Source organism: Periweissella cryptocerci, assembly GCF_004358325.1.
Classification (GTDB): Bacteria; Bacillota; Bacilli; order Lactobacillales; family Lactobacillaceae; genus Periweissella; species Periweissella cryptocerci.
Genome location: NZ_CP037940.1, coordinates 199,246 through 215,589, shown reverse-complemented (window position 1 = coordinate 215,589; position 16,344 = coordinate 199,246). Strand labels below are relative to the sequence as shown.

General features: G+C 41.8%; 11 protein-coding genes. 10 read left to right on the top strand and 1 reads right to left on the bottom strand.

The features are described 5' to 3' along the window. The first annotated feature begins 204 nt into the window (after positions 1-204). The 10 genes from EQG49_RS00975 (at position 205) to EQG49_RS00930 (ending at position 15,277) form a co-directional block, all read left to right on the top strand. Positions 205-3,942: a MucBP domain-containing protein gene (locus EQG49_RS00975; RefSeq protein ID WP_133362207.1), complete on the top strand. Its 3,738-nt coding sequence runs from the start codon at positions 205-207 to the stop codon at positions 3,940-3,942. A 71-nt stretch (positions 3,943-4,013) separates the two neighbouring features. Then, positions 4,014-4,679 carry a class A sortase gene (locus tag EQG49_RS00970; RefSeq protein WP_133362206.1) on the top strand — a complete coding sequence of 222 codons (666 nt, stop codon included), beginning with the start codon at positions 4,014-4,016 and terminating at the stop codon, positions 4,677-4,679. A 21-nt stretch (positions 4,680-4,700) separates the two neighbouring features. Further along, entirely contained in the window at positions 4,701-5,126 is a 426-nt protein-coding gene (locus tag EQG49_RS00965) for a hypothetical protein (protein WP_133362205.1), read from the top strand. Between the two features lie 207 nt (positions 5,127-5,333). Beyond that, positions 5,334-5,666: a PTS sugar transporter subunit IIB gene (locus tag EQG49_RS00960; protein WP_133362204.1), complete on the top strand. Its 333-nt coding sequence runs from the start codon at positions 5,334-5,336 to the stop codon at positions 5,664-5,666. A gap of 287 nt (positions 5,667-5,953) precedes the next feature. Then, positions 5,954-9,424, top strand: coding sequence for a leucine-rich repeat protein (locus tag EQG49_RS00955; RefSeq protein ID WP_133362203.1), 3,471 nt, complete (start codon positions 5,954-5,956; stop codon positions 9,422-9,424). Positions 9,425-9,654: 230 nt separating this feature from the next. Then, entirely contained in the window at positions 9,655-11,172 is a 1,518-nt protein-coding gene (locus EQG49_RS00950; RefSeq protein ID WP_133362202.1) for an ABC transporter substrate-binding protein/permease, read from the top strand. A 174-nt stretch (positions 11,173-11,346) separates the two neighbouring features. Further along, positions 11,347-11,799 carry a DUF5412 family protein gene (locus EQG49_RS00945; protein WP_133362201.1) on the top strand — a complete coding sequence of 151 codons (453 nt, stop codon included), beginning with the start codon at positions 11,347-11,349 and terminating at the stop codon, positions 11,797-11,799. A gap of 15 nt (positions 11,800-11,814) precedes the next feature. Further along, positions 11,815-12,195, top strand: coding sequence for a hypothetical protein (locus tag EQG49_RS00940; protein ID WP_133362200.1), 381 nt, complete (start codon positions 11,815-11,817; stop codon positions 12,193-12,195). Positions 12,196-12,764: 569 nt separating this feature from the next. Further along, positions 12,765-14,909, top strand: a complete 2,145-nt coding sequence (locus EQG49_RS00935; protein ID WP_133362199.1) for an ATP-dependent helicase — start codon at positions 12,765-12,767, stop codon at positions 14,907-14,909. A gap of 5 nt (positions 14,910-14,914) precedes the next feature. Further along, positions 14,915-15,277: a hypothetical protein gene (locus EQG49_RS00930; protein WP_133362198.1), complete on the top strand. Its 363-nt coding sequence runs from the start codon at positions 14,915-14,917 to the stop codon at positions 15,275-15,277. Between the two features lie 228 nt (positions 15,278-15,505). On the opposite strand, the gene EQG49_RS00925 is transcribed toward EQG49_RS00930, so the two are convergent. Next, positions 15,506-16,303, bottom strand: a complete 798-nt coding sequence (locus EQG49_RS00925; protein WP_133362197.1) for a potassium channel family protein — start codon at positions 16,301-16,303, stop codon at positions 15,506-15,508. Positions 16,304-16,344: the final 41 nt, after the last annotated feature.

Here is a 16,344-nt window from a genome sequence, read left to right as displayed (position 1 = left end):
TACGGCCCAACTAATTAAACAGCACACAATTTATAAATAAAACTATCTGAATGATAAGAATTAAATATAAACTTCCGAAAAAAGCTCTTGAAAATACATATTTTCAAGAGCTTTTTAATATCAGGTTGAATAAAGTCAGTCATACCAAGGGATTTGGCGACTTTGGGACAAAATATTGTGGGATGATTTGGAAGGAGTAACAAAATGGGGATGAAACAAAAGCGTAATGACACGACTAAAGTTCATTACAAGATGTACAAAAATGGTAAGAATTGGGTATTTGCAGGGATTGCAACGTTAACATTTTCAGCCATGTTTGTAGGGAGTGGCAGTGTCTCAGCAGATAGTACGACGGATACAACTAGTGAACAAGTTGCTGTGGTTGCTGAAGATACCAATGCGGTGGAAACACCGTCAGCCGATAAAGATGAAGACACGTCAGGTGATATTGATGTATCAGCTGATAAAGATGCAGCGGATAATATTGATCCGGTAGGCACAACAGAAAAGCCAACTGTTGATTTGCCGGCTGATAAAAATAGTGACACCACAAAAATTCCTGACACCGACGATACACAAAAGCAGCCAAGTGCAGAAGTTACGGATAATAATCAAGAAAATGTAGAAGGTCCAAAAGAAAACTCCGCTGATACAGATGCCGATAATCTTGCAAAAAAAGATGACACACAAAATACGGCTGATCCCGCAACGGAAAAGCAAGTAACAAGCGAAGTACCAGATAAAGTTGCGCCCAAGCAAGTTACTAAGAAAGTCACGACGCAAGCAGTCAAGGCCGATGTTAAGCCGGTTGCCGATACAAATACACCAGCTGGCTATACCGTCAAAGATCAATCATACGCAAATGCTAATGACGTTGACCCGGATAGTAATTACTATAGCTGGCAATCGAACAATGATAGTTTTCTAATTGCTGACGGGAAATTTGTCTTATCAATTAATCGCACTGATTTGACGACGGTTCATGTGATTTACGTTGGTAACAATGGTAAATCAGTCAAAATTGAAATTTCGCCTAATGGGACACAAACTATTAAAGGCAATAACGGTGTTACTTATACTGTCACGTATAGTAGCGATGGCAATATTACGATTAACAACGCTGGTAATCAAGTAGAGTTACCAGTACCAACTTTGGAAAATCAAACAACCCAATTTGTTGATGATCAAGGCAACACGTTAGCGCCAGATGTTGTGCAAGCAGGCATTACAGGTCAAGATTATACGACTGTGGCAAAAGACATTCCGGGCTACACACTTGTTACCCAACCTAAGAATGCGAACGGTAGCGTTTCACAGCAAAAAAATGCGTATGTGATAGGTATCACTAGAACATCTGATTTAACTTATAATGGAACGAAATGGGCCACAATGAAACTAACAATTGTTGATGAATATGGTTCAGTTTCACAAACGTTGACCTTGAATGATGGCACAGTCTACAGTGTGGCAAAAGTTGGACCAGGTGAGCGTTATACCTATACCTTTCCACTTGGAAAAACACCCTATGTTTCGTTTTATTATTTGAATACGAACATCATGATGGATACGGTTACCTACGTTTACACGGCTAATGCAGAGGAAGTTAATGTTCGTTATGTTGATAACAATGGTCAAACGATTGCCGATGCCGAAGTTGTTTCGGGCAAATTCAATGACGCATATCAAACAATACCGAAAAATATTGCGGGCTATGAACTAATTACCACACCTGCAAATGCAACTGGAACATTCGGCGAAATGAATCCGGATGTCGTCTATGTATATCAGTTGGCAAAAGTGGATGGGAATATTGTACCGAAGGATGGAGATGGCAATGACATTCCTGGCGACCACAACAAGCCATACGAAGGTCAACCAGGTGATGAGGTCGAAGTACCAGAAATCCCAGGATACACGCCGTCAACGCCAACAGTAACAATTCCAGAAAATGGTGGTGACATCGATGTGCCATATACTAAGAATCCGATTGATGGAAACATCGTACCCAAGGATGAAAATGGTAATGACATTCCCGGTGACCACAATAAACCATACGAAGGTCAACCCGGTGATGAAGTCGAAGTACCGGAAATTCCAGGCTATACACCAAGTACTCCAACAGTAACGATTCCAGAAAACGGTGGTGATATTGATGTGCCGTATACGAAGAATCCGATTGATGGAAATATTGTGCCGAAGGATGAAAATGGTAATGATATTCCAGGGAACTTTGATAAGCCATACGAAGGTCAACCGGGAGATGAAATTGACGTGCCGGAAATTCCAGGTTACACACCATCAACGCCAACGGTAACGATTCCAGAAGGTGGTGGTGACATCGACGTACCATATACCAAGAACCCAATCGATGGAAATATCGTGCCAAAGGATGAAAATGGCAACGACATTCCTGGTGACCACAACAAACCATATGAAGGCCAACCAGGTGATGAAGTAGATGTACCGGACATTCCAGGTTACACACCAAGTACGCCAACAGTAACAATCCCAGAAGATGGTGGTGACATTGATGTGCCGTATACCAAGAATCCGATTGATGGAAATATTGTACCGAAGGATGAAAATGGTAATGATATCCCTGGAAACTTTGAAAAACCATACGAAGGTCAACCGGGAGATGAAATTGACGTGCCGGAAATTCCAGGATATACACCATCAACCCCAACAGTAACAATTCCAGAAGATGGCGGCGATATCGATGTGCCGTATACCAAGAATCCGATTGATGGAAACATTGTACCGAAGGATGAAAATGGTAATGATATCCCTGGAAACTTTGAAAAACCATACGAAGGTCAACCGGGAGATGAAATTGACGTGCCGGACATTCCTGGTTACACGCCATCAACACCAACAGTAACGATTCCGGAAGATGGTGGTGACATCGATGTGCCATATACGAAGAACCCAATCGATGGAAATATCGTGCCGAAGGATGAAAATGGTAATGACATTCCAGGCGACCACAATAAGCCATATGAAGGACAACCAGGTGATGAAGTCGACGTACCAGAGATTCCTGGTTACACGCCAAGTACGCCAACAGTAACAATCCCAGAAGATGGTGGTGACATTGATGTGCCGTATACCAAGAACCCAATTGATGGGAACATTGTACCAAAGGACGAAAATGGTAACGACATTCCAGGAGACCACAATAAACCATATGAAGGACAACCAGGTGATGAAGTCGACGTACCAGAGATTCCTGGTTACACGCCATCAACACCAACAGTAACGATTCCAGAAAATGGCGGTGATATTGATGTGCCATATACTAAGAATCCTATCGACGGGAACATTGTACCAAAGGACGAAAATGGTAACGACATTCCAGGAGACCACAATAAACCATACGAGGGCCAACCGGGAGATGAAGTCGACGTACCGGAAATTCCTGGCTACACGCCAAGTACGCCAACAGTAACAATTCCGGAAAATGGCGGTGAAATTGATGTACCATACACCAAGAATCCGGTTGATAATAATGAACCAACAGAACCAACAGAACCAACAGAACCAACAGAACCAACAGAACCAACAGAACCAACAGAACCAACAGAACCAACAGAACCAACAGAACCAACAGAACCAACAGATGGCGACACGATTAAGCATACAAAGGATAAGGGGAAAGACGGTGGTGACACGCATAAGCCAGTTATCAAGGGCAAAGATGGCGGTGGCAAGCACAAGCCAACGGTCAACGGACCCCGTACGCCTGGTCATCAAACTAATCCTACGCAAAAGCAAACACCTACAAAAACAGTAGCTGCGTTGCCAAAGGATGAAAACAAGCAACCTAAATTAGTTCAAACTGGTTTAACCGCAAGTATGAATATTTGGTTGATTGTGTTGGGAACTGCGTTGATGGGGCTGGCTGGTCTGCTTGGATTCGGTCGCAAACATAACACTAAGTAAGCAACTAAATGATTTTGAGGTCAGACACTTATCTGGGCTGGCCTCATACATATAACTTTTAGGGGGAAGGTATGAGGAAACAGATATATCGAATATTGGCGGTTGTTATCGCATTAGTTGCTGGGGGAATGATCTATTTAGGTATGCATCCAGCGCTTTATATTGGAACGTTAGCACAATATCATGCCACCAAATTAGCAGATGCAAAACACATTGTTTCGGAAAATAAAAAAGACAAAGCCGCAAAATATAACGGCAATTTGGCAGTTAATAGTCTGTCGCAGTTAGAACAGCTGGCCAAAGGGAAAGACAAATTAACGTTACGAGGGTTTGTCAGTATTCCAAAAATTGGAGTTAAATTGCCAATCTATGAAGGGGCTTCTGACAAAGTACTTGCACTGGGGGCGGGAACTTTGAAAGCAGGTCAGCATATGGGCAAGGCGAATTATGCAATCGGTGCACATAATATGGCCGATAATCGCACATATTTTAGTCCGCTACAGACCAAGCTTAAATTAGGTATGCATGTTGATTTAGTTAATCGGGATAAACGATACACGTATGAGATTGTGCAGAAACAAGTGATTAGTCAAAATACCGTGGGGGTAATTACTGATCATGATTCGGGGGTAGCGACAATTACGTTAATTACATGTTATGAAGAGCCACCATATTTTACGGGGGCAACCAAGCGAGTGTACGCATTTGGTAAATTGATAACGACAACATTAATTTAAAAGAACACGGGGGAGTCAGGCATGAAGGAAAGTAATACTTATATTGGGGTGAAGTTAGCTGCAGTCACGGGATTTAAGAAAGTGATGCAAAATAGTACCATTCTTTTAAAGTTGAACCCAAACACGGTCGGGGAGTTTGACGAAAAAGGGCAACTGGCATTGTACACTGACAAAGCGGGGAAAGTCGCAAAAGTTGTTGTATATACAAAAATTCAGCCGGAACGGCGGTACGAAGAAGTGATGGAGTCGGAACCGCTAATCGCCTTCACTAATTCACATGTAAGTAAAAATATTGTAGACTTTATTCAAAAATTTTTACAGAACATGAAGAATGCTGATAAAAATGAAAACCACGCCCGTGAATTGCTCCTGAAGATTAAGCGCGATCAAGACGCAATTGACGAAAATGTACGCGAAATTTCCCGGAATGTTCAAAATGCCAATTAACACGATGGTGAATTAAAAGCAGATAGTAAACGATAACATGTATCCATTTGGAGAATTGTTATCGTTTTTTTCTATCAATTAAAGCAGTAAAGTCATATATTAAAAGTTGTTTACTTTTAGTAAGTAAATGATATAATAACTGTAGTAAGCGATTACATTGTATGCATTTAGCAAAAATAGCTAAGGAAAGTTCAATAGGTGGGACTCATGAACGAATATATTCTCTTAATTGATGCAGCGGGGATGTCGATTAGTTTGATGGCTAATCGCATGGAACAATATGCACGGGCAAACGATTTGGCATACGATGTCGAAGGTGTTGCCGATAGTATGGGGGGCGACAAAATCAAGGCACGCAAGCCAATCGCAATTATGGTTGCGCCACAAGTCCGCTATATGCTGGATAAGTATGTCAAAGAATACGAACCACAAGGTATTCCGGTTGGTTTAATTGAAATGCAACCTTATGGCATGATGAATGGTGAAAAAGTCTTGAAGTCAGCTATTGAGTTGTCAAAAAAGCTTGGCAAAGTAGTTTAGGGTAAACGTGCGTGTGACCGAAACTTAGTTACGCGAAATTGAAGTTGCGTTAAATAGTTAAAACATAGTCTGAGTCACCTAATTTGGTGGCTCTTTTTTTGTATCCGACGCAACTAACTACAAATTCGTCAAAATGACCAAGAAGCGTCTATTAATGCGAGGTTATAAAGCAGGTTTGGAAATTTCGCGGGGAACTTCTTCGCTAATCGGTAACAGTACATTCATATAAAATTGCGATAATTAATGTATGAAAATGAACAGGCTGTAAATTCGAAGGAGGAAAAAGAATGGTAGTGAAAAAAATTGATCGATACGAAGCACATAAAAAGCAACAAGAATTGGCACTGAAAATTGTCAGTATCGCCATGACCACAGGTTTGGTGTTTAGCGGTGTCCCAATTGCGGAGTTTATTCCGGATGCTCGGCAGGAGCAAGTGGTTCGTGCGGCGGATAAAGAATCGGATGGGTTCACGTACACTGATGACGGTACAAGCGTTACAATTACTGGCTATACTAGGGACGGTGGGCAAGTTAATATTCCTACGGAGATTGATGGCATGCCGGTGACAGCGATTGGTGCCCGGGCGTTCCAAGGAAGTCCGGCTACCAGTATTGAAATTCCGGCGAGTGTCACCACAATTGGTATATATGCATTCGATATGGCTGCACTAACCAGTATTGAGATTCCGGCGAACGTCGTCGAGATTGGTGCATATGCATTTGCCGGAACTTTTAATTTGGAGATGGTAACGTTCAGTGAAACCAGTAAATTAACAACGGTTGGCCAAGCTGCATTCTGGGAATCTGCGTTAACCAGCATTGAGATTCCGGCGAATGTCACCGATCTTGGTACGTATGCATTTTATGAAGCTGCTAATTTGGAGACAGTAAAGTTCAGTGAAAATAGCAAGTTGGGAACGATTAAATCTGGTACATTTCAGAAATCCACATTAAGCAGTATTGAAATTCCAGCGAGTGTTACTACGATTGAGTTAGGTGCATTCGCTTGGGCTTCAAACTTAGCCGCAGTAACGTTCAGCGAAAATGGCAAGTTGGCAATGATTGATGATTATGCATTTATAGAGACTGCACTAACCAGCATTGAGATTCCTGCGAGTGTCACGACGATTGGTTTAGAAGTATTTCGCGACGCTTCGAAATTAATGAATGTTACGTTCAGCACAGCCAGTAAATTAGCAACAATTGGTGGCAATGCATTTGAATCTACTGCGTTAACAAATCTAGCTATTCCATTAAAGACCACAATGGGTGGTGTAATTTGGGAGAAAGATAATGTGACAATAGCTAGTAATGACACCGGAATCGGGGCGATTTCGCGTATGCAAAAGGCGCAGCCAGGGGTACAGCCTATTGCGGCCGATAGAACAGGGGATACTATTAAATTAAATCCAGTCGCCGACATGGACTATGGTATTCAAGCAACATCTGATGATTTGATTACTTGGCAGACAGATGTTGAGATGTCAAATGTGTTTACTAATCTTGAACCCGGAACAAGCTACAACTTCTATTTGAGAACATCGAGTGACGAAGTCTCATGTGCCAGTGTGCCTAGTGAACCAGCAGTGATTAGTACTAAACCTATTCCTGATGACATCCCTTGGCCAACCGAGTTAGAAGCCACGTATGGCGACAAGTTGAATAAAATTACCGATTTTGATAATGGCTTTGAGTGGCAAAACGGTAGTGATTCAGTAGGTGATGCGGGACTGCAAAAACATAATCTAGTTTACACCCCGGAGGATACTGAAACATACGGATCTGTGACGCGAGCGGTTGATGTGAGGGTTATGCAAGCAACCTTCGAAGATATGATTAACTGGCCAACGGGCTTAAAAGCCACATATGGTGACGAGCTGAGTACAGTTTTTCTAGCCGAGCCTAATCACTTCGCGTGGGAAAATGATACTGTAAAAGTTGGTAGTGCCGGAAAGCAAACGCATACGCTAGTTTACACGCCAGCTGATCCTAATTACAAAACAGTGACAAATGGCATAGATATTGAGGTTAATAAGGCTAATCCAACTGACTTTAACTGGCCAGTTAGCTTCACGGCCACGTATGGTGACAAGTTGAGTGATATTGACTTAGGTGATGAAGGCCAGTTCTCATGGTTAGATGACACTGTATCGGTTGGTAACGTAGGACAACACGGACATACACTAATTTACACACCAGAGGATGACACTAACTACAACTCTATGACGAGTGATATTATGGTCAACGTTAATAAGGCTGATCCAACTGGAATTCTTTGGCCAACCGCTTTAGATTCCACATATGGTAATGTGTTAGGTGATGTTGAACTACCAGACAGTTTTAGTTGGGATGATAGTGATGAAACTTCTGTAGGTAACACCGGTGAAAATATCTTTGGCGTTTGGTTTACGCCAGAGGATGACAATTTCAATAGTTTGTTTGGTCAGGCTACTGTGAATGTCGGTAAGGCTAATCAAACAATTCCAGCGGAAGTACCATCGCAAGCGGATTTCGATGGCATGGTGGGCACGACTGAAACTTCAATTACGCTCCCAATATTTTTAAATCAAGCGGTTGAATACCAAGTTGATGGAGAACCAAGTGTCGATACATGGTATGTGCCAGGTACGGTAATTCCTAACGTGAAACCAGGTAGTGAACATACGGTTGTTGTTCGAGTTCCTGGTGATGACAATCATAATCCATCCGCTAGTTGGTCATACACCGTAACAACAGCGAAGACCGCTGTGAAGTTGAATATCGGTAACGCGCCAAGCCTAACATTTGGCACTGGTTCTTATGACTTAGCTAAGTTGATTGACGGTGTAAGTAATGTATATGCTGATGCAGTTGATCTTTCTACAGTTGAGATTAAAGTGGATGGTAATCCGCAACGGACGCTTAATTTGAACAAGGTTGGGACTTACAATGTGCAATACAGCTACGGCGATGTGCGTGTGATGCGGGTATTCGTAATCAAGCAAGCGATACCAACAAATATCATGTGGCCTCAGAACTTAACAGGCACGACTGGGCAAACATTAAATGATGTACCATTGCCAAACGTAGCCGGTGGTAAATTTACATGGAAGCAAGCTAGCACAACGAAGCTGGGCCAACCGGGTAATCATCAATTTGAAGTGATTTTCACACCGAATGATAAGAACTATATGGCTGTAAATGGGCAGGTGACAATTAAAGTTACTGAGGTACCTGCAGTCGCCGCAAAAATTGTTCACAAAATGCAAGCACGTGTCGCTAACAAACACGTAGTGCAAAGCAAATCTTTCAAGGTTGCTGTTACACATAATGGCTCTAAAAACATTACCGATGCCCATAAGCAAGTGACGTTTAAATCAAGCAACAAGCGCATCCTTACTATTAATAAGCAAGGAATTGCCAAGGCAAAGCGCGCCGGTAAGGTGACGATTACTGTGAGAAGTCAACATGATCAGAAACAACGTAAGGTTACAATTCAGGTACACCCACTAGTTAAGACGATGAAAATTGTGGCGAAGTATCCTGAATTACACGCTGGCCATGGCCGTCATGAAACGATTGCGTTGACGACGAAAGTCAACAAAAACGCCATTAACAAGGTGAGTTGGAAAGTCAGCAACAAGCGCATTGCCCGCATTACAAAAAATGGGCAAGTTATTGGTAAAAAGGCTGGTTGGGTAACTATTACGGCTAAAGCTAAAGACGGTTCTAACAAGACGGCGAAACTACGCGTTTATATGTTAGCGCCGAAAAAATAATTTAACCTTGTTGACAAGACAGTTGCTGACCTTGATTGGTGGTGGCTGTTTTTTTGCTAGAAGCGGCCGACGACACTGCCTATGGACATAATATTCAAAAACTTCGCGAATATACAACCACATAGTGTATAAATATGCAATTAAATGCGTTCTGCATTGCATAATTGTGGTTTGCTCTGTATAGTGATAAACATAGCATTTATAGAGAAACGAAAAGGGAAGTAGCAATTATGAAAAAACAGATTTTACATTTGATGTTGGTAGTAAGCATGGTACTGGGGATGTTTGTCAGTGCGGGGTCAGCATTTGCCGACGCAGCGCCAAAAACTGATTCAACGTTGCAGGCAATCAAGAAAAAGAAAGTTTTGGTTGTTGGGTTGTCAGCTGATTATGCACCTTATGAATTCCACCAAACAATTAAGGGACAAGACCAAATTGTCGGTTTCGATATTTCAATGGCGCAAGCAGTAGCCAAAAAGTTAGGCGTACAGCTCAAAATTCAAGAAATGGCCTATGATGCGTTACTTGGTGCGTTGACGACTGGTAAAATCGACATGATTATTTCAGGGATGTCACCAACCCCAGAACGGGCCAAAGAAGTTAATTTTTCAAAAACTTATATTTCAGTTGGTCAAGTAATGTTGATTAATAAGAAAGATAAGGACAAGTACAAAGCAGTGACCGATTTTAAAGGTCAAAGCGTCGCAGCCCAAAAGGGAACGGTACAAGAAACAATTGCGACCCAACAAATTACTGGTGATAAGCCAGTTTCACTAACTAAGTTTACCGATGCAATTATGCAATTGAAGACGGACAAGGTAGCCGGTGTGGTTGCTGAATCGCCAGTTGCCGATGCATATGCGCAACATGATAAAGATTTATATGTCCAAAAAATGAGTTTTTCAACTGAAAAAGGGGCAACAGCGATTGCGATGCCTAAGGGCGCGAATGCGTTGACAGCTCAAGTTAATCAAGTAATCGACAAAGTTCACAGTGATGGATCATTTGCTAAGTGGCAAAAGAAGGCTAATGCGGAAATGTTCCAATCACAAAGCTTCTTCGGTCAATATGGTAGTTACTTTATCAGCGGAACCGGCTTAACGCTTGCCTTGGCTGCCATCGGGGTATTCTTTGGTGCCTTGCTTGGGACGGTCTTAGCTTTGATGAAGCGGGCGCATGTTAAAGGAACGGCGTCAGCATTTGGTAAAGCTGGTAAAAGTCTCGCCAAAGGTTTCTCATATGTCTATGTTGAATACGTGCGGGGCACGCCTTTGATGGTGCAAGTTTACATGATTTTCTTTGGGGCAACGGCATTGTTCCACCTGAATATTAATGCGTTTTCTGCTGGTGCCATTGCGGTTTCACTTAATTCAGCCGCCTATGTTTCAGAAATCATTCGTTCTGGGATTAACTCAATTGCAGATGGTCAAACGGAAGCAGCCCGCTCATTGGGGATGTCTGAATCTAAAGCAATGCGGTTTGTTATTTTGCCCCAAGCGGTTAAGAACATCTTGCCTGCTTTAGGGAATGAATTTGTTACTGTTATTAAAGAATCATCAGTTGTTTCTGTTATTGGGGTTGGTGAATTGATGTTCAAGACTGCAACTGTGCAAGGGGCATCATTTAAGCCATTCTTGCCATTGGTAGTTACATCAATTATCTACTTCGTCTTAACATTTAGTTTGTCACGGCTTCTGGGCTTACTCGAAAAGAAGTTCAATATGTCAGATAAGCACTTAAACGTATAAAAAGGCCCTATTGCGCCTAACATGGGATTGAATAAATGAAAACGTATAAAATAGGAAAAGGTAGTCGTGTGCTGCCTTTTTTGTTTCGCCAATAAATAAATTTGAGCTATTTTTAAGTACTTTAGTTGGCTCAGTGGTGTATCATTGGATGAATAATCAATCATGGAGAATGTTATGCGAAAACGAATGAAGAAAAGTACAAAAATCATCATTACAGTTGCTGCAACCATTGTTTTGGCGAGTGCCTTTCTGTTCGTGCGGTTTGTTGTGGTACCATCTGAATTGTCGTACTGGAACGGACAGGGATACGAATATTCAAAGAGTGAATCGCCGGATCATAAATACGAAGCACGGATGTATGTAATTTATGGTAATTCATTTTCGGCCTTTAAAAACCGAATTGGGATTACACCAGTAGGCGCCAAGAATCCCAAGCGTGATAAGACGGTTTATCTACAATATAATGATTTGTATGCGCAAATGAAATGGCTCTCAAATACGAAAATCAAAATTGGTAAAGTCACGGTTGATATCAGCAAACCTAATACGTATTACATGTGGTCACAGCATACGAAAAAGGCGAAATATGGTCCTAATGGCGATACCGATGTCTCTGAAGATGATTAATTAGAAAGGGGTATAATGCTTACAATAATAACGTTTATCATTGGCACGATTTTGATTTTACTAAGCTTGTTCTATCGTAGCCAAGCGGAAATAGTTGCTAATGGTTTGAATATGAAAATGATTACGATTGCTAACAGGAACAGGGTAGTTATTGCACTGGCAACAATCGCATTAATTAGCGCAGTGCTATTGCCGGGTGTGTGGAATCGCGTCCTATTGCTCGTAGCCTTAGTATTAATCGGTTATGTGCTCTTGAATGCCAATCAACGTTTGAAGCGGCAGATAGCGAGTCTAGTAGCAAGTACTGCCACTAATAAGTACCGCATGCTGAGTCGCCTCTATCTTGATTTGTTAGGGCTGGGATTGTTAGTGTACTTTGTTGGCTTGGTTTATTAAGTAGGAAAATAATTCTGTTCCATTTCGTCTGACGTGGGATTGAATAAAATTGGCCACTGCGTGCCGGTAAATTGCTTGGCGCACCACGCTGGAAGCAGCCTCCCAAGCCAAAGTGCGGTCTTGGTCGGTTCGGACAAGCTGGGAGTCTAAGGAATAAATTCCTAAGACTCCTCATCTCATCCTCAGCGGAAATATGTGCTACACACATATTCCCCCAGTAGCGGTGTAAAGGCTGCGCCCGCCAAGCAATTTATCGGCACTTCGTTAGTTAGGAATAATGTAACTAGCGAAAAATAATTACCAACCAAAGGTCGTAGTAGTCTGGAAAAAACAACACCGACTATTGAACCTCAGTAATCCGATGATTGAAAATTACAGAAACTACAATCATACGCTGGAACCAATAATTCTTAAGGAGACCGTAATTGGTTTCCTTTTTTGATTTTCAGTCGGCTTGATTTCTGGTATGATTATAGATGCGAACAAACGTGCGAAATGTAGACAGTTATTATTGCTGTCTACATTTTAAAAACATATACATAATTAAAGGATACGAAAGGAAGTAACTCATGACAGATTTTTTTGCGGGATTGAATCCGGAACAACTTGCTGCGGCGCAAGCGACTGAAGGTTATGTCCGGGTTATTGCGGGTGCTGGCACTGGTAAGACCAAAACATTAACCGCACGATACGCTCACTTAGTCGAAAATTTGGGCGTTCCGAGCGATAATATTTTAGCGATTACGTTTACTAATAAAGCGGCGCAATCAATGAAACAGAAGATTCGGGCAATTCTGGGTGAAAATGCGGGCGGTTATATTAATACGTTCCACGGTTTTGCCGTCAAGATTATCAAGGAAAATCCAGAGTTCATTCACTTTCCGAAGAGCTTCATTATCATTGATGAGGAAGACCGGAAGCAAGTTATTAAGAAGCTGTTTAAGGATCTAAATGTGAATACGCGCCAGTACACGGTTAAAAAGGCGCTAGCAGACATTGATGGGCGGAAAACGACCTCATATCAAGCGGCTGAATTAATTTCAAAGCCAACTTCTGCGGACATTGATGTGTTATTTAACGCGACGGATAGTATTCAAGATAAAATTTTTTATGCGTATTTAAAGGTGCAACGCCAAAATTTTGGCTTGGATTTTAGTGACTTGTTGACGATTGCGATGCTGATGTTGAACGGCTCAGTTGAAATTCGTGAAAAATGGCAGAAACGCCTACAATACGTCATGGTTGATGAGTATCAAGACGTTAGTGAAATGCAGGTCGCTTTTGTTGAGTTATTAGCTGACCTATACAAGAATTTATTCATTGTTGGGGATCCAGATCAAACAATTTATACGTGGCGTGGGGCCGCGGTGAATTACATTTTAGATTTTGAAGTTGATCACCCCGATGCACAAACCGTTGTGATTGATAAAAACTATCGCTCATCGAGTGACATTATTAATGTTTCAAATGAACTGATTGAAAATAATAAACAACGCTATCCCAAAGCTTTGAATGCCACAAAGCCCGCTAGCAAGCAGGTGATGTATCAGCACGCTAAGACCGAAACTGCTGAAACTGAATGGGTCGTTAATCAAATCGAGACACTGCATGCATTGGGAATTAAGTACAGTGATGTTGCGATTTTGTATCGAGCGAACTCGATTACCCGCATGATTGAACAAAAATTAATTGAACACAAAACACCATACAAAGTTTATAGTGGCATGAGCTTCTATCAGCGCAAAGAAATTAAAGACGTTCTGAGTTTTCTCCGCTTGATTGTGAACGGTGATGATTTAGCGTTTTCCCGAGTGATTAATGTACCAGCTCGTGGGATGGGGAAAAAGCGACTAGAAAAACTGGAACAGTATGCAGAATTACGGCAAGTTTCGCTGTTTGAAGCATTTGGCGAATTGATTACGGAAATGCCAGCCGCTGCGCAGACGTTTCACCAAGTAATCATGGAGGCTCGTCAGAAGTGGGATAGTGTTCCCGTTGCTGCGCTTGTAACATTTGTACTGGAGCGAACTGGGTACGAGGCTGATTTGCGTTTGAGTGGGGAAAACGACCGCTTAGACAATATTGCCGAGCTTCGTCAAGGAATTGTCCAATATCAAAATGAGGACGAAGAGGCGGACTTGGCAGGTTACCTTGAAAGTGTTTCATTGTACTACGATGAAATTGAAGATGAAGACAACGACCAGGTGAAGTTAATGACGATTCATGCCTCCAAAGGCCTTGAATTTCCCTATGTTTTCGTAATTGGCATGAGTGAGGGGATTTTTCCGTCTAATAATGCTAAGAAAGCAGCCGAAGTGGAAGAAGAACGGCGCGTGGCGTACGTGGCATTCACCCGGGCCGAAAACGCTCTGTTTTTAACTGATTCGGAAGGTTACACTGGGCAAGGCTTGCAGAAATATCCATCAAGATTTATTACGGAAATCAATCCAACTAATTTAGAATTTGTCACGCAATTACCACAGGCTTTGCTTGATGAAGCTACAGCGTTTGTGAAAATGCAAGAATCACGGGCAGCGCTACCAGCAAAACCAGTCGTTGCGACCAATTTACTGGGCCCAGGTATGCGGGTGCAACATGAGTTTCTAGGGTTAGGCACCATTGAAGCATTTGATGAAACTACGTATATCGTTAAATTTGATACAATTGCGATTCCACGGCAAATTAATGCTGATAAAATTACGAAAGTTAACTAGAAAAAATGGCTAAAAAAAGACGAGCAAAAAATAAAAAACGTAATAAGTTTCACACATTTTTATCGATAATTTTGAGTATCTTTGCATTACTAGTAATTGCGTTTGGGATTCTCTCATTAACCCCAAGTGGCGCGGTTAAAGCAATGATGCTCACGTGGGGTGAACCCACCAAAGCATTAAAGTTACAGGTTAAGAAAAGTGCACCTAACAGGTATGTCGTCACTAAAAAGGGGCAATACTACCGGGTGCCTGGCACAAAAACGTATGTCCGCGAATTCAAAGTTGCCAAATATGGCCCATTTTACCTAGCAGAACACGGTTTAAAAGTTGATAATGTCTCTGATTATCAACAAAAGCAAAGTAAGTGATGAAAAAGGTTCTCGGTTGTTTAGCGTTTTGTGTGTTAATGGAGTGTTTGAGACACGCGGATTAGGATGAGTGAATAGCTAAATATCACGCTTGACAGTTTAGTGCTAGAAACGTTCTATCAGTAATGTGGATAGCAACAGACATAAAATGCACCACCTAAAAAAGCCTGATTTCTACCTCTAATAAGGAGAAATCAGGCTTTTTAGCGTGTGATAAAAGACGTCGTTTCATTTTTTATTTTGCTTAGTTTGTAAATCTTTTAATTCGTTGACGGTGGTAGTCAATGCGCGGATTTCGGCATGGAGTTCCTTGATTTCGTCGAGGGCGAGGCTCTCTTCGAATTCTAATTCGGCTTTTTCACCGGCAGTGCGACTTACAACGTTCGTGATTGCAGAGGTCAATGTACCGATTAATCCGATACCCATAATCATGAGGACGATTGCCAAGCCACGTCCGACCATGGTGTGTGGGGTAACGTCACCATACCCAACTGTAGTTACAGTTACAATTGCCCACCACATGGCGTTCCCAAAGCTAACATTTTCCGCTTGACTGAAAATAGCTGAGGCGACGAGTAACATGATAATTACAATGTATAGAACATACATCAAACCTGTCCCGTAGAAAAAGCGGTGCAGATTCCGCGTCAGCTTACCAGATAAGCCGACAACCCGAAATAGCAGGAACACTCGTGCCACGGAAGCGAGCCGGGCGACACGGAAGAAGCTGAAAATTGAACTGAAAGGCACAATGGCTAACAAATCAAAAATATTCGTATAAAAGAATTTCCAACGGTTTTCCGCTCGAATAAAGCGCCCGACATAGTCGATTGTGAACACCGTTAAGATAAAATCATTGATAACAGCATAGGGCATCGCCACAATATCGATTGTATTAGTTAAATCTAAAATCACCAATAAAATTGAAACGACCGCCATGGTTGCAATCATGATATGGTAGGCAACCACGATGCGCTTCGCTTTCAAAAAATGATGACCATTTAAAATGGCACGTAAATTGTTCATGAAAATAACCTCTGAAAATTATTTTATACGATGATGGGGCT

Excerpts from the sequence above, each read along its gene's own strand:
- EQG49_RS00970 (WP_133362206.1), top strand. The coding sequence starts at position 4,014 with ATGAGGAAACAGATATATCGAATATTGGCGGTTGTTATCGCATTAGTT.
- EQG49_RS00975 (WP_133362207.1), top strand. The coding sequence starts at position 205 with ATGGGGATGAAACAAAAGCGTAATGACACGACTAAAGTTCATTACAAG.
- EQG49_RS00930 (WP_133362198.1), top strand. The coding sequence starts at position 14,915 with ATGGCTAAAAAAAGACGAGCAAAAAATAAAAAACGTAATAAGTTTCAC.
- EQG49_RS00955 (WP_133362203.1), top strand. The coding sequence starts at position 5,954 with ATGGTAGTGAAAAAAATTGATCGATACGAAGCACATAAAAAGCAACAA.
- EQG49_RS00925 (WP_133362197.1), bottom strand. The coding sequence starts at position 16,303 with ATGAACAATTTACGTGCCATTTTAAATGGTCATCATTTTTTGAAAGCG.
- EQG49_RS00945 (WP_133362201.1), top strand. The coding sequence starts at position 11,347 with ATGCGAAAACGAATGAAGAAAAGTACAAAAATCATCATTACAGTTGCT.
- EQG49_RS00965 (WP_133362205.1), top strand. The coding sequence starts at position 4,701 with ATGAAGGAAAGTAATACTTATATTGGGGTGAAGTTAGCTGCAGTCACG.
- EQG49_RS00950 (WP_133362202.1), top strand. The coding sequence starts at position 9,655 with ATGAAAAAACAGATTTTACATTTGATGTTGGTAGTAAGCATGGTACTG.
- EQG49_RS00935 (WP_133362199.1), top strand. The coding sequence starts at position 12,765 with ATGACAGATTTTTTTGCGGGATTGAATCCGGAACAACTTGCTGCGGCG.
- EQG49_RS00940 (WP_133362200.1), top strand. The coding sequence starts at position 11,815 with ATGCTTACAATAATAACGTTTATCATTGGCACGATTTTGATTTTACTA.
- EQG49_RS00960 (WP_133362204.1), top strand. The coding sequence starts at position 5,334 with ATGAACGAATATATTCTCTTAATTGATGCAGCGGGGATGTCGATTAGT.